The organism is Cryptosporangium arvum DSM 44712, assembly GCF_000585375.1.
Taxonomy (GTDB): domain Bacteria; phylum Actinomycetota; class Actinomycetes; order Mycobacteriales; family Cryptosporangiaceae; genus Cryptosporangium; species Cryptosporangium arvum.
Genome location: NZ_KK073874.1, coordinates 4,409,120 through 4,433,088, shown reverse-complemented (window position 1 = coordinate 4,433,088; position 23,969 = coordinate 4,409,120). Strand labels below are relative to the sequence as shown.

The window sequence follows — 23,969 nt, the reverse complement described above, 5'->3', positions numbered from 1 at the left end:
GCGCTCTAGCGTCACCGCCATGACTCAGAGCTTCGACGTCGCCGTCGTCGGCCTCGGCGCCCTCGGCAGCGCCGCCGCCTACCAGCTCGCGCGACGGGGCGTGAACGTCGTCGCGTTCGAGCGGTTCGAGCTGGGGCACGTGCGCGGGGCGTCGCACGACACGTCACGCATCCTGCGGACCTCCTACGGCGAGACCCGGTACGTGCGGCTCGCCCAGTCGGCGTACCGGGACTGGGCCGACCTGGAGACCGTGTCCGGCGAGAAGCTGGTGACGACCACCGGCGGGCTGATCTTCGCCCCGGCCGGCGGCCCGTACTCGGCGAGCGCGTTCGTGTCGTCGCTGACCGAGACCGGCGTGCCGTACGAGGAGCTCACGCCGGACGAGGTGCACGCGCGCTGGCCGCAGTTCCGGATCCCGGCCGGCGTCGAGACGATCTGGACCGGGGACAGCGCGATCGTGCACGCCGCGCGCACGGTCGCCGTCCTCCAGCTCCAGGCCCGGGTGTCCGGGGCCGAGCTCCGGGCGAACACCCCGGTGACCGCGGTCCGGCCCGGCCCGGACGGCGTGCTCCTGGAGACCGCGTCGGGTCCGGTCCGCGCACGCAAGGTCGTTCTCGCCACCGACGCGTGGACCAACGAACTGCTCGCCCCGCTCGGCGCCGAGATCCCGCTGGTGACCATGCAGGAGCAGGTCACGTACTTCAAGCCGGCCGACCCCGCGGCCTACGACCCCGCGCGCTTCCCGCTCTGGGTCTGGCTCGACGCCCACTGCTACTACGGCTTCCCGACGTACGGCGAGCCGACGATCAAGGCCGCGCGTGACGTCTCGAACAACTACATGACCCCGGACGAGCGCTCGTTCGAGCCGTCGGCCGCGCTGCTGTCCGAGCTCACCGAGTTCATGCACGCGACGATCCCCGGCAGCGGCTCCGCGCTGCGCACGGTGACCTGCCAGTACGCGCTCACCGCCGACCGCGAGTTCGTGCTCGGCCCGCTGGCCGGGTACCCCGACGTGATCGTGGCCCTGGGCGCGGGGCACGCGTTCAAGTTCACCCCGGCGATCGGCCGGATCCTCGCCGACCTGGCGCTGGACGGGGCGACGACCGACGACATCTCCGCGTTCAGTCCCGCGGGGTGATCCCGTAGCGGACGCCGCCGTGTTCGGCGCCCTCGATCGACCGCATGTCCGGCGGGGTGTCGAGGGTGCCGGTCACCGTCATCCCGAGCTTCTCCAGCACGTTGCGGGAGCTCCGGTTCACGGTCATCGTCTCGGCCCAGACCGTGCGGAGGCCGAGTTCGGTGAACGCCTTGTCGAGCAGCGCCCTCGAACCCTCGGTGGCGTAGCCCTTACCCCACTCCGCCCGGCGCAGCCGGTAGCCGAGCTCGGCCTCGTCGGCCGGGCCGCCCGGCTCGGGACGCAGGAGGAACCAGCCGACGAACACCCCGCGGTCCTTGGTCTCGGCGGCGAACACCCCGAAGTCGCCGCCCCACCTCTCGTAGCCGGCGAGGATGCCCGGCAGGTCACGCTCGCGGATCTCGTCCGGCGCGGTCGGGGCACCACCGGTCAGGTAGCGCATGACCTCCGGATCGCTGTCCAGTTCGATCAGGGCGTCCGCGTCGTCGGCGGTGAATCGGCGCAGGATCAGACGCTCGGTGTGCAGGTAGGTGTTCATCACGGGCCAGTGTGGCGGACGTCGTGTTGGCGGCCGGCCGTACCCTCGCGCGAAGTCCGGAGTGAGCGGGGGCCACACGTGAGAAGTGTTCTGGCGGCAGGGTTCGTGGCGTTCGTCGTCTCGATCTTCAGCACGCCGGTCGCCATCGGCCATTTGCGCCGCCTGAAGTTCGGGCAGGAGATCCGCGAGGAGGGTCCCAGGCACCACCAGTCCAAACGCGGCACGCCGACGATGGGCGGCATCGTGTTCATCGCCGCGACCGTGATCGCGTACCTGGTCACCGACGTCGTGGTCGGTGACCACCGGATCAGCCCGACCGCGGTGACGCTGCTCGGCCTCTTCGTCGGCATGGGCGCGGTCGGTTTCGTCGACGACTACATCAAGATCCGCAAGAAGCGCAGCCTCGGCCTGAACAAGCGGGGCAAGCTGATCGGCCAGGCCGTCGTCGCGGCCGGATTCGCGGTTCTCGCGCTGAACCTGCCCGACGGGAACGGCTACCCGATCGCGTCGGAGAAGCTCTCGTTCACCCGGGACCTCGACTGGGCCCAGCTGACCCAGGTCGGCGCCGCACTGTTCTTCGTCTTCGTCGTGATCGCGGCGGCCAACGGCGTCAACCTCACCGACGGGTTGGACGGCCTGGCCACCGGCCCGTCGATCATGGTGCTGCTCAGCTACGTCCTGATCGGGCTGTGGCAGTACCGGCACATCTGCGCCGAGGTCGGCGGCCCGGCCTGCTACACGGTCCGCGACCCGCTCGACATCGCGTTGGTCGCCGCCGCGGCCGCGGGCGCGCTGGCGGGGTTCCTGTGGTGGAACGCGCCCCCGGCCCGGCTGTTCATGGGCGACACCGGCGCGCTCGGCATCGGCGGCCTGATCGCCGGCCTGGCGCTCACCACCCGCACCACGCTGCTGCTGCTGATCCTCGGCGGGCTGTTCGTCATCGTGACGATGTCGGTCGTCATCCAGATCATCTCGTTCCGCAGCACCGGCAAGCGGGTGTTCCGGATGGCGCCGCTGCAGCACCACTTCGAACTGGCCGGCTGGCCGGAGACCACGATCGTCGCCCGGTTCTGGATCGTGGCCGGATTCTTCGTGGCCGCGGGCCTGAGCCTGTTCATCGCGGATTTCCTGGAACTGTTTCCGCTGTGAGCGCGGCCTTCACGGCGCCGGATCCGGACCCCGGTCGTCCGGCTACTTGCGGCGGATCGTGTAGTGCAGGACGAGGAACGGGAAGCCGTACAGGGAGAAGGCGTGTTCGGCGCGGAGCTCGCCGCCCGCCGAGTACACGTCCAGCCGTTCGGCGAAGCCCGCGACGCTCAGGGTCGTGAGCGCGCGCGTGGTGGGGTCGATGTAGGTCAGGTAGTGGCCGGGGTGGGGCCGCGGGCTGCGGCTGGTCAGCACCAGACCGCGGTCGGGGCGGGAGCGGGGCTCCAGGGTGGCGGTGAAGCTGCCCTGGGGCACCGGGAAGCCGACGCTGACGTAGCCGCGGCCCTCGTGCCGGTAGGTGGTGTAGATGCCCACGTAGATGGGCTCATCGGTGTCGGCGAACGAACGGATCCAGCCCCGGACGCCGATCACGTCGGTGCCGTCGGGGGTGATCGTGTCGATACGGCTGCGGACGCCACGCACGGTCTCGCGCTGGTTCATCGGCACGTTGGCCTGGCCCACCGGGCGTGCCACGAGCGTGCGGTAGAGCAGGTAACCGGGACGCACCCAGAGCCGCCACTCGGGCACGATGTCGAGCCGGAAGCGGGTGGTGTGCTCGTAGAACTCGCGGACGAGCGGCTCGACGTCGGCGGGGTCGAACTCCGGGCCGGACAGGTCGTCGAGCGAGGCGACGATCCCCACGTCGGGGGCGTCGGCCCGGTACTCGCCGCCGATCACCGCGGCGAGGTCGCGGACGTAGCCGGTGCCGACGTAGCGCGTCCGGGCCTCGAGCGGCACGACGAACGGCAGTTGCCCGGCCGGCACGCCCTCGGCCAGCAGGCTCACCTGGGCGTCGCGGAACAGCAACGCGGACAGCGCCCGGAAGCCGACCACGGCGGTGGCGGCGACCGCGCCGGGCTCCCGGCCGCCGGCCGCGCGCCAGGCCCACCCGACCGCGGCGCCCACCACCGGGCCGAGCGCCACCTTCTGCGGACGCAACCCGAGCGCGCCCGCCGCCGCACCGGCCACCGTGCCCACCGCCACCGGACCGGCGTCGGTGAGACGCCCGCCGAGCCGGCCCACCGGTGCCGCCACCGCGCCGCTCATCACGACCCGCGACCACCACGGCGGGACCTCACCGGGCTGCTGCCGGGTGCGCGCCACCGCCTCGGTCGCCGCGAGCGCGACCGCACCGGCCAGCGCCGCGCGGCCCCGGCGGCGCCGGACCACCGACGCGCCGGCCAACGCCCCCACCGCGGCGGCGAACACCAGCCCGGCGGCGCGATCGCGTCCGCCCGCACGTCGCCCGGGGTCGTTCGCGCTCATGAGCGCACGCTAGCGCACCGCTCCCCATCGACCGCGGCCCACGTCGCCATGGTGGCCGGCCCACCCGTCACGGTGGCGTCGAGGCGACCGCGGAGCGGGCGCCCGGCCACCCGCACGACGCGCCTACTCGCCCCGGCGGATGGTGACCCGCACGGTGCCGCCCTGCCACGACGAGCGAAACTGCTTCGTCTCGCCGTTGCACGCCTGCGCCCACTCGTGCGCGCCGCTGCTCCAGTACAGGTCCACGGTGACGCACCGACCGTCGCCGGTATTGGTGTCGTCGACCCAGCCGTTGACCCGGACGCTGCTGCCCGAATAGCAGCGCCGCCGCTCCGAACGGCCCACCGTACGAAGGCGGCTCGTCACCCGATGGGTCTCCGGGTTGCCGCAGGAGACCGCGGCGGGAACAGCGGTCCGTGATCCCGCCGGCTGAGCGGCCGACGCGGTCTGCGGGACCGCGAGTACACCGAGCGATGCCAGCCCCGCCGCCGCTAGTGCTGCTTTGCTGTTCATGGAATCCCCCCAAGAGTTTCCGATCAGCCGAATCACCTTCGTCCGGCTCCCGGCACAACGGAGGCGCTCGGGCGCGGTCACGGCGCTTTCACCGCACCTCGCCAAGAGCCGTCGGGTGGACCCGCCCCTGGGCCGAACGGCTGGGTCCGCGGTTCCGGCCCTCGCCCGGGGCCACCGACGGTCTGGAGCGCACGCCGACGACCGGTTGCCGCTCGCCGCGGTGTCCTACCATCCGCCGGGAACTGCCACGGGAACGACGAACGGAGCCTCATGCGCACCTCGCACCTGGTCATCGCCACGGCCGCAGCAAGCACCGTGGCGGCCCTGGCGTTCGCGCCCGCGGCGCAGGCGGCGCGTGTCGTCGCGACCGGCACGCACTCCATTCTCGGCGGTCAGGGCTACACGAAGGTCTCGCAGTCCGACGACAGCCCGTACGTGCTCACCGGGTTCGTCACGGCCAAGAAGACGTCCGGTTCGAAGTGCATCTCCGCGCGCGTGGTGTACCGGACGCCGTCGAACTCCGTCGTGAAGACGTCCTCCACCGCGACGTCCTGCACCACCGGCCGCACCGTGCAGGCGAGTATTCCGACGGTCGACCCGGGCTCGATCGACAAGGCCGTGCTCGAGGTCTGGTACGCGGGTGGCACCAAGTCCACGAAGACGTTCCGCATCGGCTGACCGCTCCGGGCCGACAAATCGCGGTGCGTGCGGAAGGCTGAACGGTATGACCGGACTGAAACGACTGGACAACGTCGCGATCGTCGTCGACGACCTGGAGGCGGCGAAGGCGTTCTTCGGTGCGCTCGGGCTGGAGCTGGAAGGTGAGGCGACGGTCGAGGGCAGCGAGGTGGATCGCCTCGTCGGGCTGGTGGGCGTCCGGTCGGACATCGCGATGATGCGTACCCCCGACGGCCACGCGCGGGTCGAGCTGACCAGGTACCACTCGCCGGACACCCCTGCCGACGATCCGCGCGCCCCGGCGAACACGCTGGGCGCCCACCGCCTCATGTTCGCCGTCGACGACCTCGACGCCGTGCTCGACCGCCTGCGTCCGCACGGCGCCGAGCTGCTCGGCGACCTGATCCGGTACGGCGACAGCTACCGGCTCTGCTACCTCCGCGGCCCCGCCGGCATCCTCGTCGCCCTGGCCGAGCAGCTCGACTAGGGCGTGTTTGAAAAGCGCTTCGTTCGTTGGGTGATGCGTGGCTCGTGGTGATCTGACGAATGCGGAGTGGGAAGTCTTGTCGGCGGTGTTGCCGTCGGCTAAGCCGGGTGGTCGGCCGCCGCGTTCGCGGCGGCAGGTCATTGATGGGATCCGGTGGCGGGTGAGGACCGGGGCGCCGTGGCGGGACCTGCCCGAACGGTATGGGCCGTGGGAGACCGCGTATGCGCTGTTCCGGGACTGGCAGCGGGACGGGACCTGGGCGCGCATCGTGTCCGATCTGCAGTCCCGCGCCCAGGCCCGGGGGCTGATCACCTGGGACGTGTCCGTCGACTCCACCGTGGTCCGGGCTCACCAGCACGCCGCGGGCGCCCGTAAAAGGGGGTCGATCAGAAACAACCGCCGGGAGGGTGCACCGCAGAGCCCAACGACCATGGTCTGGGACGGTCACGCGGCGGGTTGAGCACCAAGATCCATCTCGCGGCCGAGGGCGGACAGCGTCCGCTGTCGCTGCTGGTCACCGCCGGGCAGGCCGGAGACGCGCCGCAGTTCCAGCCGGTGATCGACGCGATCGGTGTCCCCGGTCGAGTCGGCAGGCCCAGGACACGGCCGGCGCGGGGTCCTAGCCGATAAGGCCTACGGATCCCGCGCCAACCGCGTCTACCTGCGCCGACGCGGAATCCGCGCCACCATCCCCGAACCAGCCGACCGGTTGGCCCACCGCCGACGTCGCGGCAGCGCCGGCGGCCGCCCACCGACGTTCAACGCCGAGACCTACAAGCAGCGCCACGCGGTCGAGTGCGGGATCAACCGCCTCAAGCGCTACCGGGCGGTCGCGACTCGCTACGACAAACTCGCCGTCCGCTTTCTCACGACGCTGCACATCGCCGCGATCAACGAATGGCTACGGTGACCAGCTTTTCAAACAGGCCCTAGGCGCGCAGCTCGGTCAGGCGCGCAGCTCGGCTAGGCGCGCGGGGCCACCAACGTGTTCTGCCGACGCGCGATCCACCAGCGTCCGTCACGCCGGACGAAGACGTAGAGCGCGATCATCTCCGGTTCCTCACCGGCGTCCGCCGCCGTGTGCGTCGACCACGCGCGCTTCTGCGCCACCGCGACGTCGGGCGCGAGGGCGGCCACGCCGGACACCTCGTAGTGGGCGGTCGCGTCCCGGAGGAACCCGGCCAGTCCCACCCGGTTCGCCTCGTCGATCGCGGCCCGGCCCTCCGACCAGACGCCGAGGGCGTTGCCGACGACGGCGTCCTGAGCCAGGTGGACACCGAGCAGCTCGGGCTCGTTCCGGTTGAAGCCCTCCTCGACGTCCCGGACGATCCCGCGGATCGCCTCCTCGTCGTCGGAGTCGAGTGTGGTGGTGGAGTACGGCGGTTCGTTCGTCATGGTCAGCACGGTAAAAGCTGAAGCCGACGTGAGGTCAAGTCGGGCTAACCGTCGAGACACGACGGCCAGTGGTCCGCGGCCCACTCACCCCAGTTCCCCCACCCCGGCGGCGGCTCCGGGAGCTCACCCCCACCGAGCTCGGCGGCATCGGGCACCTCGAACTGCGGGCGCCACCCGTCCAGATCGGCCTCGGTCATCGGGAACGTCTCGTGCGCCGCCGTCTCCCGGCGCGCGGCGATGCGCGCGAGCTGCATCTCCTTCTCCACCGGCAGATACACCACCTGGCAGGTCGCCGAGCACCACCGGGCCAGCCAGCGGAGCGCGGAGCGTTCGTCCCGCCCCCAGAGCCCGTAGTCGAGCACCACGCTCGTGCCGAGCCGCAGCGCCTGCAGCGCGACCGAGACGAGCCGGCCTTCCAGCACCCAGCGTTTGCCGTCGGCCATCGAGTCGCCGAACAGCGGGATCATCCAGTGGTCCGGCGTCAGGCGCAGCGCCCGGTGCGCGGCGGCGAGCTCACGGGCGCGTGTGGTCTTGCCGGCGGCCGGGAGCCCGACCATCAGGAACAGGGTGGCGTCAGACATACCTCATTGAAGGCGCCGGACGGCCAGTTCGGCGAGCAACGCGGCGTGCTCGTCGAGGTGGGAGTCGTCGAACGTGGCCCGGTCGGAGTGCATTCCGCCGGTGGATCCTTCCGGCGGCCGGACGCCGAAGAACACCAGGCTGCCGGGCACCTCGTCGAGGACGTACGCGAAGTCCTCGGACGCCATCCCGGGGAACGGCAGGCGCACCACGCGGTCGCCGTAGCGTTCGTCGAGCAGCGCCAGCACCCGCTCGGTCTCGGCCGGGTCGTTGACGGTCACCGGGTACGAGTCGACGTACTCGACGGTGACCGCGCACCCGTGGGCCTCGCCGATCCCGGTGACGAGCGCGGGCAGCCCGGAGCGGACGAGTTCGAGCGTCTCCCGGGAGAGCGTGCGGATGTTCACCTCGAGGTCGACCGCGCCGGCCAGCACGTTGCTCGCGGCCGAGTCCGACGCCAGGCGCGTCACCGACAGCACAGCGGGGTCGGAGACCGGCACCCGGCGGGCGGCGAACGACTGCACCGCGAGAACGATCTCCGCGGCCACCGGAACCGGGTCCACCGCGTGGTGCGGGTAGGCGGCGTGGCCTCCGGTCCCGGTCACCCGCACCCGCAGGGCGCTGGCGCTCGACATGATCGGCCCCGGCCGGGTGACGAGCTGCCCGCCGGGGGTCACGCAGTCGACGTGCACGGCGTAGGCCGCGACCGGACGCTCGCCGGCCGCGGAGAGCACACCCTCGTCGATCATCAGGCGGCCGCCCGCGTAGCCCTCCTCGCCGGGCTGGAACATGAACACGACCGTGCCGGGTAACGAGGCCCGGCGCGCGGCCAGCAGCCGGGCCGCCCCGACCAGCCCGGCCATGTGCAGGTCGTGACCGCACGCGTGCATCGCGCCGTTCCGCGACGCGAACGGCAGCCCGGTCGCCTCGACGATCGGCAGCGCGTCCATGTCCGAGCGCAGCAGCACCACCGGGCCCGGCCGCCCGCCGCGCAGCACCGCGGTCACCGAGCTGAGCCCGCGCCCCACCACGATCTGAAGACCGAGCCCGTCGAGCGCGTCGAGGATCGCCGCCTGCGTGCCCGGCAGGTGCAGCCCCACCTCCGGCGAGGCGTGCAGCGCCCGCCGCAACGCGACCAGGTCGCCGCTCATGCCGACCGCGCCCCGGCCCGCTCCCCCAGCCGGGCCAGCGGCCCGGCGGCCTTCACCGACACCTTCACGGTCGGCCGGTCGGTGTAGGTGACCGGCACCTCGAGCACGTCGACGACGGCGACTTCGAGGGGGTCGGCGCCGGCCTGGATGGCTTTCGCGATCGCGGCCTCGGAGGCCTGGGCGATCGTCGCCTCGCGGTCGTCGAGCACCCCGATCCGGTCCGCGCGGCCACCGGCCAGCGAGATCGCCGCGCCCACCGCGTTGGCCACGTCGCCGTGCTCGGTCCGGACGATCGGGCCGGCTCCCGGCAGGTCGTCGGGCACCAGGAACCCGCCGCCGCCCACCACCACGAGCGGCAGGTCGGCCCGCCCGAGCGACAGGCGCTCGACCGCGTCGGCCAGGCGGGTGCGTGCGGTGTCGAGCGCGGCGCGCAGCGCCGAGCGGACCGCGGCCGGCTGCGTGGGCAGCGACCGCCCGGCGATCGACGCGCCCGCGAGCGCGGCCGCGTCGGTGAGCGTCGGGGTGCCGCCGCCGAACAGTAGCGCCTCGGAGGCGATGCGGTACCCGACCGAGCCGGGCCCCACCGCACCGGTCGCCACGTCCACCGTGGTGCCGCCGCCGACGCCGAGGCTCACCACGTCGGGCATCCGGAAGTTCGTCCGGACGCCGCCGATCTCGCGCGGGAGCGTGGACTCACGCGGGAAGCCGTTGACGACGACACCCAGGTCGGACGTGGTGCCGCCGACGTCGATGACGATCGCGTCGGCGGCGCCGGACAGGTAGGCGGCGCCGCGGATCGAGTTCGCGGGTCCCGACCCGATCGTCAGCACGGGGTACTGCGCGGCGTAGTCGAGCGACATCAGCGTGCCGTCGTTCTGCGCGAAGAACGTGACCGCGTCCAGGCCTTCCTCCGCGACGACGGTCAGCAGCGCCTCGGTCACCGCGCGGGCGACGCTGTAGAGGGCCGCGTTCAGCACGGTGGCGTTCTCGCGTTCGAGCAGCCCGGTGGGGCCGATGTCGTGGCTCAGGAAGATCCGCGCGTCCGGGCCGAGGTGGGCGCGGACGAGGTCGGCGACCTCCAGCTCCTGGTCGGGCGTCGACGGGCTGAAGATGCCGGTGACCGCGACCGCGTCGAACTGGTTCCGGTCCAGGAACCGCAGGATCGTGTCGCGGTCCAGCGGAGCGATCGGCGTCCCGTCGACCATGTGGCCGCCGCCGACCATCGCGGAGCCGGCCAACACCAGTCCGGCCAGGTCGGCGGGCCAGCCGAGCAGCGGGGGGTACTCGGTGGCGGCGGGGGCGCCGAGGCGGATCGCCGCGACGCGGTCGAGGTGGCGCCGGGCGACGATCGCGTTCGTCGCGTGGGTGGTGCCGAGCATTACCCGGGAGACCCGCGAGCGGTCGTCGCCGAGCGCCGCCAGCACCGCGGCGATCGCGGCGCGGATGCCGCCGGTGACGTCGTCGGTCGTCGCCTGCTTGGTGTGGGCGAGCACCGCGCCGGCGCCGTCGATCACGACCGCGTCGGTGTTCGTGCCCCCGACGTCGACGCCGAGGGAAAGATCGCGATTCACTGGAGACCGCCTCCGAACGGGACGTAGGTCAGGTCGTACCCGAACGCCTGCGGCCCGGCGAGCTCCAGGCCGCGCCGGCTGCGCCAGATCGGGTCGCACGCCCAGGCCAGCACCGAGACGCGCTGCCCGTAGCGGAGCATCTCGGTCGTGATCGCGTGGCCGGTCTCGGCGTCGATGATCGTCACGTTGTCCGGCACGCTCACCAGGACCTCGCCGTCCTCGAGCACGATCAGGTTCTCGTTCTGCAGTTCGATGCGCTGCAGCCGGTCGCGGTCGGCCCCGGTGCCGGCGATCGTCACCGAGCCGCGGGCGAACCCACCCTCGGTGCGCCGGTCGAGGTCGGCGATCTTACCGGTGAGCAGGATCTTCCCGTCCAGCGCCGCGGCGACGGCGGCCACCGGCTCCGGCGACGAGAGCAGCGCGTGGCCGACCCGGATCGCGGCGCTGACCGTGCCCTCGATGACCGCGCCGCGCGCCGTCTCGTGGGTGAGCGGGTAGTGCACGCCCAGGCAGATCGAGCCGCTGGCGACGGTGAGGGCCCGCGCGTGGCGTTCCAGCCAGTGCAGGTCGACGGTCTTGATCACCGACACGTTGCCGACGACGTCGCTGAGCACCGAGAAGTCGCACGGCACCCCGGCGACGTTCATCGCGACCATCGCCGCGTCGGGGAAGGCTCTGCCCATGCCGTCCGCGTCGAGGAGTTTGAGCCCGAGACGGGACGCCCAGCCCACCGGCCCGACCCCGTTGCTGCCGCCGATCTCGGCCGCCATGAGCGTCGTGATCGGACGACCGGCCGCCCGCTCCGCCTCACGAACCAGCAGCTCGATCTGGCCCGCGGAGGAGAGCATCTCGATACCGACGGTCGGCGCGCCGATGCCCGACATCGAGATGACGAGGTCGTCGGGGCCGAGGTCGCCGACGGTCACGAGCTCGACCGGCCCGTTGTCGGCCAGCGCGGCTTCGGCGACGATCTGGGTCGTGTAGACGGCCCCGCCGCCTCCGGTGCCGAAGATCGCCGCTCCGGCCGCGAGCGCGGCCACGTCGGTGACCGCGACGGCCGTGACCCGGTCAGTGATGAGCGCCATGCGCTCACGATATGGCCGGCCGAGAATCGCAGAAATGGTCCGCTGACCCAGAGAATCTGGTGACACTGTGCCAATGGCACAACTGACGGTCCTCGACCTCCTCGGACACGGTGAGCGGCTCGGGCTGAGCCACAGCGCCGGCCCGGCCGACGAGCGGACGGTCGCGCGTGTCGACGTGACGCCGCTGGACCTGCTGAGCACGATGCCGGCCGACACCCTCGTCATCGTGCCCGGCGAGGCGCACCCCGCGCCGTACCGCCTCGACGTGGCGCTGCGCCAGGCGAGCGCCCGCCGGCTGGCCGGCCTCGTCTTCACCACCGCGCTGGCGCTGCCGGAGACCGCGGTCGCGCTGGCCAAGCGGGGTGGCGTCCCGGTGTTCGCCGCTCCCGGCACGAAACCGGCGGACCTCGCGCTCGCCGTCGACCGGCTGCTGTCCGGGGGCGCGCCGGAAGCGATCATGCGCGCGACCCACGGCATCGAGAAGGCCACCGAGGCGGCCGCGCGGAACGACTGCACGCCGGAGAGCATCCTGGCCGCCGCGAACCGGGCGCTCGGCGCGGAGCTCAGGCTGGTCGAGGACGCGAGCGTCCCGTGGTCGGCCGCCGACGCGGTGTGCGTGGGCGAGGTGCCGATCGGGCGGCTCGTCGGGGCGTCCGACCCGGCCTCGGCGCTCGCGCTCCCGGTCATCGCCTCGCTGTTGTCCCGGGTCGCGCAGCGCCGCATCACCGACCGGTTCGCGCCGACCCAGTCCCGGGCCGACCTCATCGTCGAGCTGGTGCTGGCCGAGTCGTCCCGGGTGGAGGGGTTCGTCGGGCAGGCCGCGCGGCTCGGGCTCCCGCTCCAGCTCTCGCACGTCGCCGCCTGGCTGATCCCGGTCGGGCTGGCCAACCCGGAGGCGCGGGCGCCGCGCAGCCTGCAGCCGGCGCTGGAGCTGTTCGCGCTGCAGCTCGTCGACGGGCGGGACGAGATGTGGCACGTCGCGTTCGTGCAGGACGACCTGATCCTGGTCAGCACCGAGGACCACGGCGCCGGCGACCACCAGCGGCGGCTGCGCGGGGTGGCCGAGCGCATCCAGGAGTACGCGCGCTCGCTGGCCGGGGACGGCTGGGAGTACACGCTCGGCCTCGGCACCCCGCAGAGCGGCGCGACCGGGCTGCGCTCCTCGGCGGCCGAGGCGCGGATCGCGGCCGAGTCGGCGATCGCGGCCGGCCGGTTCGGCGGCGTCGAGCTGACCGACGTCACCGGGCTGCGCCGGGTGCTGCTCGACGTCTACGCCTCCCCCACCAGCCGCAGCCTGCTCACCGACATCCTGCACCCGCTGGACGCGCTCGGGCCCGAGCGCGCGCACACCGCGGTGCAGACGCTGCTCGCCTACCTCGCGCACCGCAACTCCCTCGCCCACGCCGGCCGTGAGCTCAACCTGCACCCGAACGCGGTCGGGTACCGGCTCAAGCGGGTCCGCGAGGTCCTGCACCTGGACCTCGACGACCCCGACACCCGGTTCGCGGTGGAGCTGGCGTGCCGGGTGCGCCTACTGAGCGCGTGACGCCGCGCGGGCGATGCCGCGCACGAAGTCGGGCCACAGCTCCCGGGGCACGTCGTGACCCATCCCCTCGAAGAGGAGCACCTCGGCCTGGGGCATGATCTCGGCGAACGCGGTCGCGGCGCGCCAGTGCAGCGTCCCGTCGCCCCGGCCGTGGATCACGACCGTCGGGACGTCGACCGCGCGCAGCTCCTCCCGGCGCTCCAGCGGCCCGTTCAGCATCGCGTTCCACTGCCGGACCAGCCCGTCGGGCCGGTAGACGCGGTCGTAGTAGCGGGCGGCGAGCGCCCTCGACTCGTCCTCGTCGAACCGGAAGCCCGGCGAGTGCCAGCCACGCTGCCCGTTCACGAACATCGTGATGTACGCGTCCCGGTCGAGCCGTTCGGGCGGGGTCGTCACCGGCTGCCCGTCGCCGTGGGTGCCGACGAGGAACTCCGGCTCGCTCGACGGCGAGGTCGACATCAGCCCGAGGCTGGCGACGCGCCCCGGGTGCTCGATCGCGACCAGCTGCACGATGTAGCCGCCCAGCGACATGCCGGTCAGGTGCGCCCGCTCGATCCCGAGGTGGTCGAGCAGCGCGACCACGTCCGCGGCCATGTCCGAGATGTCGTAGGTCGCGGCGAGGTCGTCCGGGCCGCCGGTCTGCTGCGAGAGGCCGACGTCGCGGTTGTCGGGCCGCACCACGAAGAAGCCGGCGCCGACGAGATGGGCGACGAACTCGTCGGGCCAGCCGATCAGCTGGGCACCGCCGCCGTGCACGAGGACCAGCGGGCGGCCGGACGGGTCCCCGTCGGTCTCGTAGTAGATCGTGATGCCCGCCGCGGTCGTCAGGGTCGGCATCAGGCCTCCAGGTCGAGCGGCTGACCCAGGACCGGGATCGACCGCAGCAGTTCGCGGGTGTAGGGGTCGGCGGGGTCGGCGAGCACGGAGTCGGTGGAGCCGCGCTCCACGACGCGCCCGCCGCGCAGGACCGTCACGTCGTCGCTCACGTAGTGCACGACCGCGAGGTTGTGGGAGATGAACAACATCGTCAGGTCGAGCTCGGCCTGCAGCTCACGCAGCAGGTTCAGCACGACACCCTGCACGCTGACGTCGAGCGCGGACGTGATCTCGTCGGCGACCAGCACCGCGGGTTCGGCGGCCAGTGCGCGCGCGATCGTGAGGCGTTGCCGCTGCCCGCCGGAGAAGCGGGCCGGCCGCTCGCCCGCCCGCCCGGGGTCGATGTGCACGAGGTCGAGCAGTTCGCGGACGCGTTTCACGCGGTCGGCCCGGCTCCACTTCCGGCCGGTCGCGAGCAGGCCCTCGGCCACCGACGCGCCGACCGGCATGCGGGGATCGAGCGCCGCGAACGGGTCCTGGAAGATCATCTGCACACGGCGGCGGGCGCCGGTGGCCCGGGCGAGGTCGACGCCGTCCAGCCGGACCGTCCCGGTGGCGGCGCGTTCGAGCCCGACCGCGACCCGCGCCATCGTCGACTTCCCGGAGCCGGACTCACCCACCAGCCCGTGCGTGGTCCCGGACCGCACGACGAGCGACACGTCGTCCACCGCGGTGTGGTCGCGGAACCGCACCGTGACGTGGTCGAACACCAACTCGCTCACACCGGCACCTCTTCCTCGGCCGCGACCCCGATCACCGGGAGCGGGCGGGCCCGGTCGGTCGTCATGTCGGGGACGCAGTCGATCAGGCCCCGGGTGTAGGGATGTTCGGCCCGGTCGAGGTCGGCGACCGCGAGTTGCTCGACGACCGCGCCGTCACGCATCACCACGATCCGGTCGCAGAAGCCGCTCACCAACGCGATGTCGTGCGAGATGAGCAGGATCGCGGCGCCGGTGCGCTCCCGGGCGTCGGCGAGCGCGCGCAGCACCTGGCGCTGCACGGTCACGTCGAGCGCGGTCGTCGGTTCGTCGGCGATGATCAGCCGGGGCGAACCCATCAGCCCCATCGCGATCATCGCGCGCTGGCGCATGCCGCCGGAGAACTCGTGCGGCAGCTGCTTGATCCGTTTCGCCGGCTCCGGGATCCGGACCAGCGCCATCGCCTCCAGCGCCCGCTTGGTCGCCGCGCCCCGCTTGTGCCCCGCGTGCACCTCGCTGGCCTCGGTGAGCTGCCGCCCGACGGTCAGCGCCGGGTTCAGCGACGACAGCGGGTCCTGGAAGATCATCGCCTGTTCCAGCCCGAGCGTGCGACGCTCGGCCGCGGACGGGCGGGTACGCATGTCGATGCCGCGGAAGCGCAGCCGCTCGCTCTCGACCAGCGCCTCCGGGCCGAGCAGCCCGGCCACGGCCATCGCGGTCACCGACTTCCCGGAACCGGACTCGCCGACGATGCCGACGACCTCGCCGGGCGCGATCGTGAGATCCACGCCGTGGACCCGTTCGATCAGCGCCCCGTCCTCGCCTCGGAACGAGACCCGCAACTGCTCGACGTCGACGACCGCGTTCTCGTCCTCGCCGGTGGCCTCGGCCACCCCGGCCGGGCGGGCCGCCCGGACGCGCCGCGGGCCCGACTCGCTCAGCAACTCGCCGAGCAGCGAGAACAGCACCCCGGTGAGCACGATCGCGATGCCCGGACCGATCGCCGCCATCGGCTCCACGTAGATCTGCTTCGAGCCCTCGTTGAGCAGGCGGCCCCAGTCGTACTCGGGCGCCTGCACCCCCAGGCCGAGGAACGACAGCGCCGCGAACGAGAGCAGCGTGACCGACGCGTGCGCGGCCGTGTTGACGATCATCGGCGGCAGGATGTTCGGCAGCACGTGCCGGACCGCCGTGCGGAGCGGCGAGCTGCCCAGCAGGCGCGCGGCGTGCACGTAGTCGGTGTTCGCGACCGACGACGCCAGCGTCGACACCAGCCGCGCGAACACCGGGATGCCGGCGAACCCGATCGCGAGCATGGCGCCGGTCGACGTCGCGCCCCAGATGACCGAGAAGAACAGCGCGAGCAGCAGCCAGGGGAACGACAGCAGGATGTCGATGAACGCGGTGACCAGCCGACGCAGGAACCTCGGCAGCACGGCCGCGATCACGCCGAGCACCACCCCGCCGCCGACCGAGATCCCCACCGCGCCCAGCGTGAGCAGCACCGAGAGGCGGGTGGCGACGACCGTGCGCGCGAGCAGGTCACGACCGAGAGGGTCGGTGCCGAAGAGGTGCGCGAGGCTCGCCGGCGCCTGGCGGTTCGCGATGTCGCGGGCGGTGGCGGCGTCGCCGGAGAGCGTAGGCCCGAGCACCGTCGCGAGCACCACGACGAGCAGGCCGACGACGACCGCGATGCCCTGCGGGCTCCGGAAGGTACGCGGCATGCTCACGCCTCCGCGATCGTCGAGCGCGGATCGAGCACCGCGAGGGCCAGGTCGATCAGGAGGTTCACCCCGAGCACCAGGAGCGCGTACACCAGCACGAGCCCCTGGATGAGCGGGTAGTCCTTGGCCGTGATCGACGAGACGATCGTCGAACCGATCCCCGGCACCGTGAACACGGTCTCGACCAGGACCGTGCCCGCGACCAGCCCGACCAGCACGACACCGCCCGCGGTGAGCGTCGCCGCGACGATGTTCGGCAGCGCGTGACGCAGGTACAGGAGCCGGCCGGGCAGCCGTTTGCTCCTGGCGGTGGTCAGGTAGGGCGCGTCGAGCACCCGCAGCATCTCGACGTGCACGATCCGGGCCAGGTACGCGAGCGGGCCGACCGCGAGCGCGAGCACCGGCAGCACCGCCTGGCTCGGCTCACCCCAGCCGGCCGGCGGGAACGCCCGCAGCCCGATGCTGAACACCGCGACGAGCAGCACCGCGAGCAGGAAGTTCGGGATCGCGATCAGCACCCCGAGCAGCCCGGACACACCGAGGTCGACGACCCGGCGACGGCCGGCGCGCGCCGAGACAGCCGTCGCGACGCCGATCGGGAACGCACCGGCCGCGGCGACGACGAACGCGAGGAACGCGAGCGTGAGCGTGGTCGGGAGCCGCTCCCCGAGGGTCTCGGCGACCGAGCGCTGGGAGGTGATCGACGTGCCGAGGTCGCCGTGCAGCAGCCCGCTGACGTAGTGGGTGAACTGCGACCACAGCGGCTGGTCGAGGCCGAGCTGGTCACGCAGCGCGTCGACGGTGGCGACCGGGGCGGTGGGGCCGAGCGCCGCGCGCACCGGGTCGCCCGGCACGAACTGCACCATGAAGAACGACGCGACGAGCACGATGAGCAAGGAGATCGCGGCCCGGCCCAGCCTTCGCAGCACGAAGGTGAGCCGGGGCGAGGAGACGAACGAGCGCAGAACCTCCCCCCGGGTGTCCTTCTCCTCGACCGTCGTCACGCTCGGGCTCGGGGGGAGGGTCATCGGCTCAGCCCAGCATCCGGATCGACGTCGGCCGGATGCCCCACAGAACCTCGGCCGTCGCGCCGCTGAAGAAGATCGGCGAGTCGGTCTGCGCCAGCGGGTAGACGTCGACCCGGTCGATGAGCTCCTTCTCGGCGCTCTGCCACAGGCCGCACGCGGTCTCCGGGTCGGCCGCGGTCATCGCCTGGCGCGCGATGCCGTTGTACTTCTCGTTCTGCACGTTCATGAAGTTGTAGCCGCCCTTCTCGCTGGTGGCGCCGAGGAAGAACAGGCTGAGCACGACCGGCGTGCCGGGGGCCAGCTGGATGAAGCCGGTGTCCCAGTCGTAGGTCTGGTAGAGGTCGGTCGACCAGCCGTTGGGATCCTCGGCGACCAGCTTCGTGTCGACGCCGATCTTCTTCCACTGGGCCTGGACCTCCTCGGCCGCGGCCGCGTGGCTCGGTGTGCCCGCATCGTAAAGGAACCGGATGACCAGCGGCTTGCCGTCCTTGGCCCGCATTCCGCCGGTGCCCTTGGGGTACCCGGCCGCGTCGAGCAGCTGACCGGCCTTGGCCGCGTCCGCGGGGGGCAGGGTCCATTTCGGGCCACCCTCGACGCAGGTTTGCGGCGACTGGACGACGAGCGATTTCATCTCGTCGTAGTGGCCGTTGGTGACCAGTTCGCCGACCGCGGCCCGGTCGAGGGAGAGCGTCAGGGCCTGGCGCACCCGCAGGTCGGCCGTCGGGCGGTTGGGGCGCTCGTTGAAGAGCATCTCGCCGAGCGGGTTCGGCACGCCCTGCGACTTCTTGCCGGCCGCCTCGACGCGGTCACGGTCCGGGCCGGCGATCGTCACCGCGTTGAGGTCACCGGAGAGCAGCAGGTTCGCCGACGTCGACTCGCTCGTCACGACCTTGCCGACGACCTTGTCGGGCAGCCCCTTGGTGTCACTGGTGACGTCGTCCGGGCCCCACTTGTAGTCGGTGCGCTTGGTGTAGGTGTACTCGCTGCCGCCCTTGACCGAGGTCAGCTTGAACAGCCCGGTGCCGTTCGTGGCGTTCTTCAGCGAGTCGGGCTTGTCGAGCCCCGCCTGGCAGACCATCTCGATCGTGCCGGTCGAGGTGAGCAGGAACGGGTTGTTCGACTTGCTGGTGATCGTCAGCGTGTTACCGCTCGATGTCGCGGTCATGTCGGCGGTGATCGTCGACCCGTGCCAGAACGTGCCGTTCTTGGCGTTCGCCTGGTACTTGACGTTGTTGGCCGCGGTCCCGGCCGTGAACGTGCTGCCGTCCGCGCAGGTCACGCCGTCTTTGAGCGTGTAGGTGATCGAGGTGGGCGTCGCTTTCCAGCTCTCCGCGAGCCACGGCTTGGCCTCGCCGTCCTTGCTCAGGGCCACCAGGGAGTCGTAGGCGTAGGGAACGAGCGCGCGCTGGACGAGCGACACGCCCGTGAGCGGCGACAGGCTGCCCGGATCCTCGTTGAGCGCGATGGTGAACGTGCCGCCCGAGACGAAGTTGGCCGGATCGTCGTTCGTCGCCGTGGTGCCACCACACGCCGCGAGCGTCACCGCCGCTACCGCCGACAGGGCGACCACCGCGGACGCCCGGAAATGTTTCCTGGTCATGTGTCGTCCTTCGGGTCGACTGGCCTCGTGGGGGCCGAGGCCATGGACTGAGGCTAGGAAGGTGTGACCCACCGGACAATGTGCTGAGAATTCAGAGAATCGCGGCCCGCTGTGTTGCGAACACAATGCCATCGTTCGTCGGCACGGCGGCGGAGGGGCCGGGGTCGCGTCCCGCGAGGACCGGCTTTCCTGTGTGGATACTGTGCGTCCGGGCCGCCGTGCGGCCCGGACGACACACGGGGAGAAGTTAGTGTCACGAAACATGCCTGACTTCGGCGTGGCGGCGGTCGCCACGCCGGAACAGCTCTGGGACCGGCTGGGCGAGAGCGTGAAAGCCCGGATCAACGTGCGCGCGGGCACCATCCTCGAATGGTGGGCGTCGCCCGGAGCGGACCGGCGGCCGGCGGTGACGGTGCTGGGCACCAACGCCCTGATCGTCGCGGAACCCACGATGGGCGCGGACGGCCGGCTCGCGAACCGCCTCACCACGGTGCCGCTCGACCCGGCGTCGATCCAGCGGGCGCGGGTGGTCGAGAACCCGGAGCCGGCGCCCCCGCACAACCGCCGCCGGACCGAGGTCATCGACCTGCGCGAGTACCTTCCGCCGCAGGCCCGCGAACTGCTGGAGGACCCGTTCTCGGCGAGCGCGCCGGAGTCGCTGCGCCGGGTGCAGTACTACGTCCCGGTGCCCGAGCGGGCGATCCTGCGGATCTGGTACTACCTCACCGACCAGCGCACGCTGACGTTCGCCACCGGCCTCGGCCACGGCTTCCGCGACGCGACCGGCGCCGACTCCTGGGACATCACCTGCTGGCGCGCCACCGTCCGCCCCCCGGCGAGGTGACGGTCACCAGGCCACCGAGAAGTACTGGGTCTCGCGGAACTCCTCGATGCCCGCGCGGGCGCCCTCGCGGCCGAGGCCGGACTGTTTGGTGCCGCCGAACGGAGCCGCCGGGTCGGAGACCAGGCCGCGGTTGACGCCGACCATGCCCGCGTCGATCCGCTCGGCCAGGCGCAGCGCGCGGCCGAGGTCGCCGGCGTAGACGTAGGCGGCCAGGCCGGCCTCGGTGGCGTTGACCCTGCGGACCAGGTCGGCCTCGTCGGTCCAGGTGACGATCGGGGCGACCGGGCCGAAGATCTCCTCGTCGAGGATCGCGGCGTCGGCGGGGACGCCGGTGAGCACGGTGGGGGCGACGAACCAGCCCTGCTCCGGGGCCGGAGCCGAGAAGGCCACCCGGGCCCCGGCCGCGACCGCGTCGTCGACGAGCGCGGTGACCCTGGCGACCGCCGCCGCGGAGATCAGCGGGCCGATCTCCGCCCCGGTGTCCGACGGCCCCACGGTGAGCGCCTCGACCCGGGCCCCGAACCGCGCGGCGAACTCCTCGGCCACGCCGGCGTGGACGAAGAACCGGTTCGCGGCCGTGCAGGCCTGCCCGCCGCCGCGGAACTTCGCGATCATCGCGCCGTCCACCGCCGCGTCGAGGTCCGCGTCGGCCGTGACGACGAACGGGGCGTTGCCACCGAGCTCCATCGACGCGTTCACGACCCGGTCCGCGGCCTGCTGCAGCAGCAACCGCCCGACCCGCGTCGATCCGGTGAACGAGATCTTCCGGATCCGCGGATCGGCCAGCCAGGTGCCGACGACACCCCCGGCGTCGGTCGTCGGCACCAGGTTCACGACGCCGTCGGGCACCCCGGCCTCGACGAGCAACCGCACGACCGCGATCGCGGTCAGCGGGGTCTCCGCGGCCGGCTTGAGCACCACCGTGCACCCGGCGGCCAGCGCGGGCGCGATCTTGCGGGTGGCCATCGCGGCCGGGAAGTTCCACGGCGTCACCAGCGCCGCCACCCCCACCGGGCGGTGGGTGACGATCGTGCGGGTGCCACCGGCGGGCGAGGAGCCGTAGTCGCCGCCGGTGCGGACGGCCTCCTCGGCGAACCAGCGGAAGAACTCCGCCGCGTAGACGACCTCGCCGCGGGCGTCGCTGCGCGACTTGCCGTTCTCCAGCGCGATGAGCGTCGCCAGGTCGTCGGCGTCGCGCAGCATCAGCGCGTGGGCGCGGGCCAGGATCTCCGACCGGGCCCGGGGCGCGAGCGCGGCCCAGCCCTCGGAGGCCGCCGCCGCGGCGTCCACCGCGGCGGTCGCGTCGGCGGAGTCGGCGTCCGCGACCGACGCCACGACCCGGCCGGACGCCGGGTCCCGCACGTCGAAGAGACCGGCACCACCGCGACGGCGTTCCGCACCGATCAGCAGCCCGCGCGACGGGTCCAGGACGTCGATCAGATCAGACATCCTTCCATGCTCAGCAGCGGCATCTATGTTGTCCAATACTTGATTCCCATAGTCTTCATGCCCATGAGGCCTAGCCTGGAGCTTCGGTGGGTGGCGTACTTCGTCGCGGTGGCCGAGGCCGGCACGGTCAGCGCGGCCGCCGACGCCGTGCGGGTGGCCCAGCCCTCGCTCTCGCGGCAGCTCCGCGCGCTCGAACAGGACCTCGACGTCGACCTCTTCGACCGCGCCCACGGGCGGCTGCGCCTCTCCCCCGCCGGGCGCGCGCTGCTGCCGTACGCCCGTGAGCTGCTGGCCCGGGCCGACGCCCTGCGCGCCGCGGCCGAACTGCAGGTCCGGGGCCGGCTCACGCACGTCACGATCGCCGCACCGACGACCACGCTGACCGACGTCGTCTCGCCGTTCCTGGTGACGCTCACGCCCGACGACCCGGTGCCCGCCGTGTTCGTCTCCGACGGCAACACGGTCGACGACGCGTTGCGCCGGGGCGCCGACCTGGTGATCACCGCCGAGCCGCCGGACCGGCGCCGCAGCTTCCACCCGCTGCCTCCGCTCCCGGTCTGGGCCTACGTGCCGCCCGGCCACGCCCTGGCGCCACCGGGACCACTCGGAGCGGCCGCCGCGACCGGCCCGGGCGGCCCGGGCGGCTCGCTCGACGCTGCTGCGCTGGTCGGGGAGGCGCTGATCCTGCTTCCGGCCGGGCACCCGGCCCGGGACGCCTTCGACCGGGCGATCGGGGTGCCCGCCACGATCGAGGCCAGCAACGGCACGGTCGCGCAGGCCCTCGCGGCCGCTGGGCGCGGCGTCGCGGTGGTGTCCGACGACCCGCGCTACGACCTGGTGCCGCTCGCGGTCGTGGCCACCGACGGCACGCCGGTCAGCGTCCGGCTGGCGTGCGCGTGGGACCCGGGGCACCCGGCCGCGCCCGCGCTGGCCGGCCTCGCGGCGCGCATCGAGCGGTACGTCGTGCGCCACTACGCGACGAATTAGCCGCCCAGCACACGCACCTGCACCATCAGGCCGAAGCGCTGGTCGGGGTCGTTCAGGTCGCACTGGCCGACCTCGGCCACCCGCCGCAGCCGGTACCGGAACGTGTTCTGGTGCACGCCGACCGCCTCCGCGGCCAGCACCGAGTCGCCGAACGCGTCGAGCCACGCGCGCAGCGTCTCCACCAGGTTGCCGCGGTGCTCGCGGTCGTAGTCGGCCAGGCGCGCCAGCGCACCGGCCGGTTTCTCGCCCCGGGCGGCGGCCAGCTCACGCAGCTCGGAGACCAGCGCCTCGCCCTGGAGCTCGTCGAACCGGCCGATCCGCCGGTCGGGCCGCCCGTCGCGCAGCACCCGGAGCACCCGGTCGACGCTCGACCGGCTGCGGGCGACGTCGGACAGCCCCCGGGCCACCGGCCCCACCGCCGTGATCGACGGCAGCCGGCCGCCGACCCGGTCGACGAACCCCTGCAGGATGCGCACGGCCCGGGTCTCGGCCCGCTCCGGCACCCCGGTCATCGGCAGCAGCCCGTACGTGACCGCCCCGATCGCCGCCGCGACGGCCCGCGGGTGCACCGCGTTGAGGTGCAGCGCGAACGCGTCGCTGAGCCCCTGCCGGTCCTGGATGACGCCCGCGCTGTCGGCGTTGTCGCGTTCGTCGAGCGCCACGCCGAGCACGAGCAGCGGCTGGCTGGACAGGCCGAGACGCTCCAGGGCCTCGCGCGCGCCGTGCCCGCCCTCGAGCGCGGTGTTGAGCAGGTCGGCACGCATCCGGCGCTGCACGTCGGCCCCGGCGCGGATCCGCAGCAGGTGCAGCGCGACCAGGGTGGCGGCCTCCCGCAGCGCCGCGCTGCGCTCGTCGGTGAGCGGGCCGGGGACCGCGGCCCAGATCGAGCCGAGCACCTCGTCGCCGGCGCGCACCGAGATCGCGACCCGGGGAATGCTGAACCCGTTGTGCCGGTCCGGGATCGGCTCGACGTAGACCGGCTGGTCGCCGCGGAGCAGTTCCCGGAAGACGCCCCGCTCGTGCAGCATCCGGGCGTAGCGCTCCGGCACCTGCCGCCCGAGGATCGTGTCGACGCGCGACGAGTCGGCCTCGTCCTGCCGTCCGGAGAACGCCAGCACGCGGGAGCTGCGGTCCTCGATCGTGACCGGTGCGTCGAGCAGCGCCGCGATCGCGTTGGCGACCGCGAACAGGTCACCGGCGGGCAGGCCGCCGAGCAGGGCCTCGTCGGCCGGCCCGTCGTCGGCGCCGGGCGTGAGCAGGGACCGCAGCAGGTCGCTGAAGTGACCCCAGGACGCTCCACGGCGCAGGCCCAGCACGGTGACCCCGGTGTCGTCGACCGCGGCACGCAGCTCGTCGGTCACCTCGACCGGCGCGCGGACGACGAGCGCGGCCGCCTTCTGCTCCCCCAGCGCGCGCAGGAGCCCGGGCGAGGCGTCGACGCCGATCCCGAGCACCAGCGCGTCGGCCGGCAGCACCGGCTGGTCGAGCACGTCGTAGAAGACCACGGCGGCGATCTCCTCCGGCCGATCGACCTCGCCGTACGCGTGCTCCAGCAGCGTGGCACCCAGATCGTCGACGACCCGTCCGAGGTTCACGCGTGGGCGCACGTGCTC

The 23,969-nt window shown here is 72.9% G+C and carries 22 protein-coding genes and 1 pseudogene; 8 read left to right on the top strand and 15 right to left on the bottom strand.

Features of this window, described 5'->3' with window-relative positions; genetic code table 11:
* Window positions 1-19 precede the first annotated feature (19 nt).
* Window positions 20-1,138: an N-methyl-L-tryptophan oxidase gene (gene solA, locus CRYAR_RS19885; protein ID WP_035852871.1), complete on the top strand. Its 1,119-nt coding sequence runs from the start codon at window positions 20-22 to the stop codon at window positions 1,136-1,138.
* Here solA and CRYAR_RS19880 read toward each other — a convergent pair.
* Window positions 1,122-1,673, bottom strand: a complete 552-nt coding sequence (locus tag CRYAR_RS19880; RefSeq protein WP_035852869.1) for a GNAT family N-acetyltransferase — start codon at window positions 1,671-1,673, stop codon at window positions 1,122-1,124. The two genes, solA and CRYAR_RS19880, sit on opposite strands and share 17 nt — an antisense overlap.
* Window positions 1,674-1,751: 78 nt before the next feature.
* Between CRYAR_RS19880 and mraY the strand changes: the two genes are divergently transcribed.
* Window positions 1,752-2,822, top strand: coding sequence for a phospho-N-acetylmuramoyl-pentapeptide-transferase (gene mraY, locus CRYAR_RS19875; RefSeq protein WP_035852866.1), 1,071 nt, complete (start codon window positions 1,752-1,754; stop codon window positions 2,820-2,822).
* Between the two features lie 42 nt (window positions 2,823-2,864).
* On the opposite strand, the gene CRYAR_RS19870 is transcribed toward mraY, so the two are convergent.
* A complete protein-coding gene (locus tag CRYAR_RS19870; protein WP_211247547.1) occupies window positions 2,865-4,145 on the bottom strand; it encodes a hypothetical protein in 1,281 nt (426 codons plus the stop codon).
* A gap of 123 nt (window positions 4,146-4,268) precedes the next feature.
* A complete protein-coding gene (locus tag CRYAR_RS47435; protein ID WP_157017923.1) occupies window positions 4,269-4,658 on the bottom strand; it encodes a hypothetical protein in 390 nt (129 codons plus the stop codon).
* 270 nt (window positions 4,659-4,928) lie between these two features.
* Here CRYAR_RS47435 and CRYAR_RS19860 point away from each other — a divergent pair, with 270 nt between their 5' ends.
* From CRYAR_RS19860 to CRYAR_RS45870, 3 genes and pseudogenes are all read left to right on the top strand, one after another.
* Window positions 4,929-5,336 (top strand): hypothetical protein, encoded by a 408-nt coding sequence (locus tag CRYAR_RS19860; protein ID WP_035852862.1) that lies wholly within the window; start codon window positions 4,929-4,931, stop codon window positions 5,334-5,336.
* Window positions 5,337-5,382: 46 nt separating this feature from the next.
* On the top strand, window positions 5,383-5,823 hold the full coding sequence (locus CRYAR_RS19855; RefSeq protein ID WP_211247546.1) for a VOC family protein: 441 nt from the start codon (window positions 5,383-5,385) through the stop codon (window positions 5,821-5,823).
* 37 nt (window positions 5,824-5,860) lie between these two features.
* Window positions 5,861-6,733 (top strand): annotated as a pseudogene (locus CRYAR_RS45870) (IS5 family transposase).
* Between the two features lie 53 nt (window positions 6,734-6,786).
* On the opposite strand, the gene CRYAR_RS19840 reads toward CRYAR_RS45870, so the two are convergent.
* The 5 genes from CRYAR_RS19840 to CRYAR_RS19820 are packed head-to-tail and all read right to left on the bottom strand — an operon-like array spanning window position 6,787 to window position 11,604.
* Complete coding sequence (locus tag CRYAR_RS19840; RefSeq protein WP_051572117.1) at window positions 6,787-7,218, bottom strand: SgcJ/EcaC family oxidoreductase; 432 nt, start codon at window positions 7,216-7,218, stop codon at window positions 6,787-6,789.
* A 44-nt stretch (window positions 7,219-7,262) separates the two neighbouring features.
* Entirely contained in the window at window positions 7,263-7,799 is a 537-nt protein-coding gene (locus tag CRYAR_RS19835; protein WP_035852860.1) for a P-loop nucleotide/nucleoside kinase family protein, read from the bottom strand.
* Between the two features lie 3 nt (window positions 7,800-7,802).
* Complete coding sequence (locus CRYAR_RS19830) at window positions 7,803-8,948, bottom strand: M20 metallopeptidase family protein (RefSeq protein ID WP_035852858.1); 1,146 nt, start codon at window positions 8,946-8,948, stop codon at window positions 7,803-7,805.
* Window positions 8,945-10,519 (bottom strand): hydantoinase/oxoprolinase N-terminal domain-containing protein, encoded by a 1,575-nt coding sequence (locus tag CRYAR_RS19825; protein ID WP_035852856.1) that lies wholly within the window; start codon window positions 10,517-10,519, stop codon window positions 8,945-8,947. Before CRYAR_RS19825 ends, CRYAR_RS19830 begins: the two co-directional genes overlap by 4 nt.
* The gene (locus CRYAR_RS19820) at window positions 10,516-11,604 is read right to left on the bottom strand and encodes an S-methyl thiohydantoin desulfurase family protein (RefSeq protein ID WP_035852853.1); all 1,089 of its coding nucleotides are present in this window, start codon (window positions 11,602-11,604) and stop codon (window positions 10,516-10,518) included. The genes CRYAR_RS19825 and CRYAR_RS19820 overlap by 4 nt, the downstream gene beginning before the upstream one ends.
* A gap of 73 nt (window positions 11,605-11,677) precedes the next feature.
* Between CRYAR_RS19820 and CRYAR_RS19815 the strand changes: the two genes are divergently transcribed.
* Window positions 11,678-13,150 (top strand): PucR family transcriptional regulator, encoded by a 1,473-nt coding sequence (locus CRYAR_RS19815; RefSeq protein WP_211247545.1) that lies wholly within the window; start codon window positions 11,678-11,680, stop codon window positions 13,148-13,150.
* On the opposite strand, the gene CRYAR_RS19810 is transcribed toward CRYAR_RS19815, so the two are convergent.
* The 5 genes from CRYAR_RS19810 to CRYAR_RS19790 are packed head-to-tail and all read right to left on the bottom strand — an operon-like array spanning window position 13,136 to window position 19,076.
* Window positions 13,136-13,987: an alpha/beta fold hydrolase gene (locus tag CRYAR_RS19810; protein WP_035852850.1), complete on the bottom strand. Its 852-nt coding sequence runs from the start codon at window positions 13,985-13,987 to the stop codon at window positions 13,136-13,138. The genes CRYAR_RS19815 and CRYAR_RS19810 overlap by 15 nt on opposite strands.
* A complete protein-coding gene (locus tag CRYAR_RS19805; protein WP_035852848.1) occupies window positions 13,987-14,748 on the bottom strand; it encodes an ABC transporter ATP-binding protein in 762 nt (253 codons plus the stop codon). Before CRYAR_RS19805 ends, CRYAR_RS19810 begins: the two co-directional genes overlap by 1 nt.
* On the bottom strand, window positions 14,745-16,448 hold the full coding sequence (locus CRYAR_RS19800; protein ID WP_051570691.1) for a dipeptide/oligopeptide/nickel ABC transporter permease/ATP-binding protein: 1,704 nt from the start codon (window positions 16,446-16,448) through the stop codon (window positions 14,745-14,747). Before CRYAR_RS19800 ends, CRYAR_RS19805 begins: the two co-directional genes overlap by 4 nt.
* Window positions 16,449-16,450: 2 nt before the next feature.
* Window positions 16,451-17,476, bottom strand: coding sequence for an ABC transporter permease (locus CRYAR_RS19795; protein WP_084700730.1), 1,026 nt, complete (start codon window positions 17,474-17,476; stop codon window positions 16,451-16,453).
* A gap of 4 nt (window positions 17,477-17,480) precedes the next feature.
* Entirely contained in the window at window positions 17,481-19,076 is a 1,596-nt protein-coding gene (locus tag CRYAR_RS19790; RefSeq protein WP_157017921.1) for an ABC transporter substrate-binding protein, read from the bottom strand.
* 262 nt (window positions 19,077-19,338) lie between these two features.
* On the opposite strand from CRYAR_RS19790, the gene CRYAR_RS19785 reads away from it, so the two are divergent.
* Window positions 19,339-19,920, top strand: a complete 582-nt coding sequence (locus CRYAR_RS19785) for a hypothetical protein (protein WP_035852842.1) — start codon at window positions 19,339-19,341, stop codon at window positions 19,918-19,920.
* Between the two features lie 3 nt (window positions 19,921-19,923).
* On the opposite strand, the gene CRYAR_RS19780 is transcribed toward CRYAR_RS19785, so the two are convergent.
* Window positions 19,924-21,369, bottom strand: coding sequence for an NAD-dependent succinate-semialdehyde dehydrogenase (locus CRYAR_RS19780; protein ID WP_035852840.1), 1,446 nt, complete (start codon window positions 21,367-21,369; stop codon window positions 19,924-19,926).
* 63 nt (window positions 21,370-21,432) lie between these two features.
* Between CRYAR_RS19780 and CRYAR_RS50250 the strand changes: the two genes are divergently transcribed.
* Window positions 21,433-22,356 (top strand): LysR family transcriptional regulator, encoded by a 924-nt coding sequence (locus tag CRYAR_RS50250; protein WP_211247544.1) that lies wholly within the window; start codon window positions 21,433-21,435, stop codon window positions 22,354-22,356.
* On the opposite strand, the gene CRYAR_RS19770 is transcribed toward CRYAR_RS50250, so the two are convergent.
* A complete protein-coding gene (locus CRYAR_RS19770) occupies window positions 22,353-23,963 on the bottom strand; it encodes a PucR family transcriptional regulator (RefSeq protein ID WP_035852838.1) in 1,611 nt (536 codons plus the stop codon). The genes CRYAR_RS50250 and CRYAR_RS19770 overlap by 4 nt on opposite strands.
* Window positions 23,964-23,969: the final 6 nt, after the last annotated feature.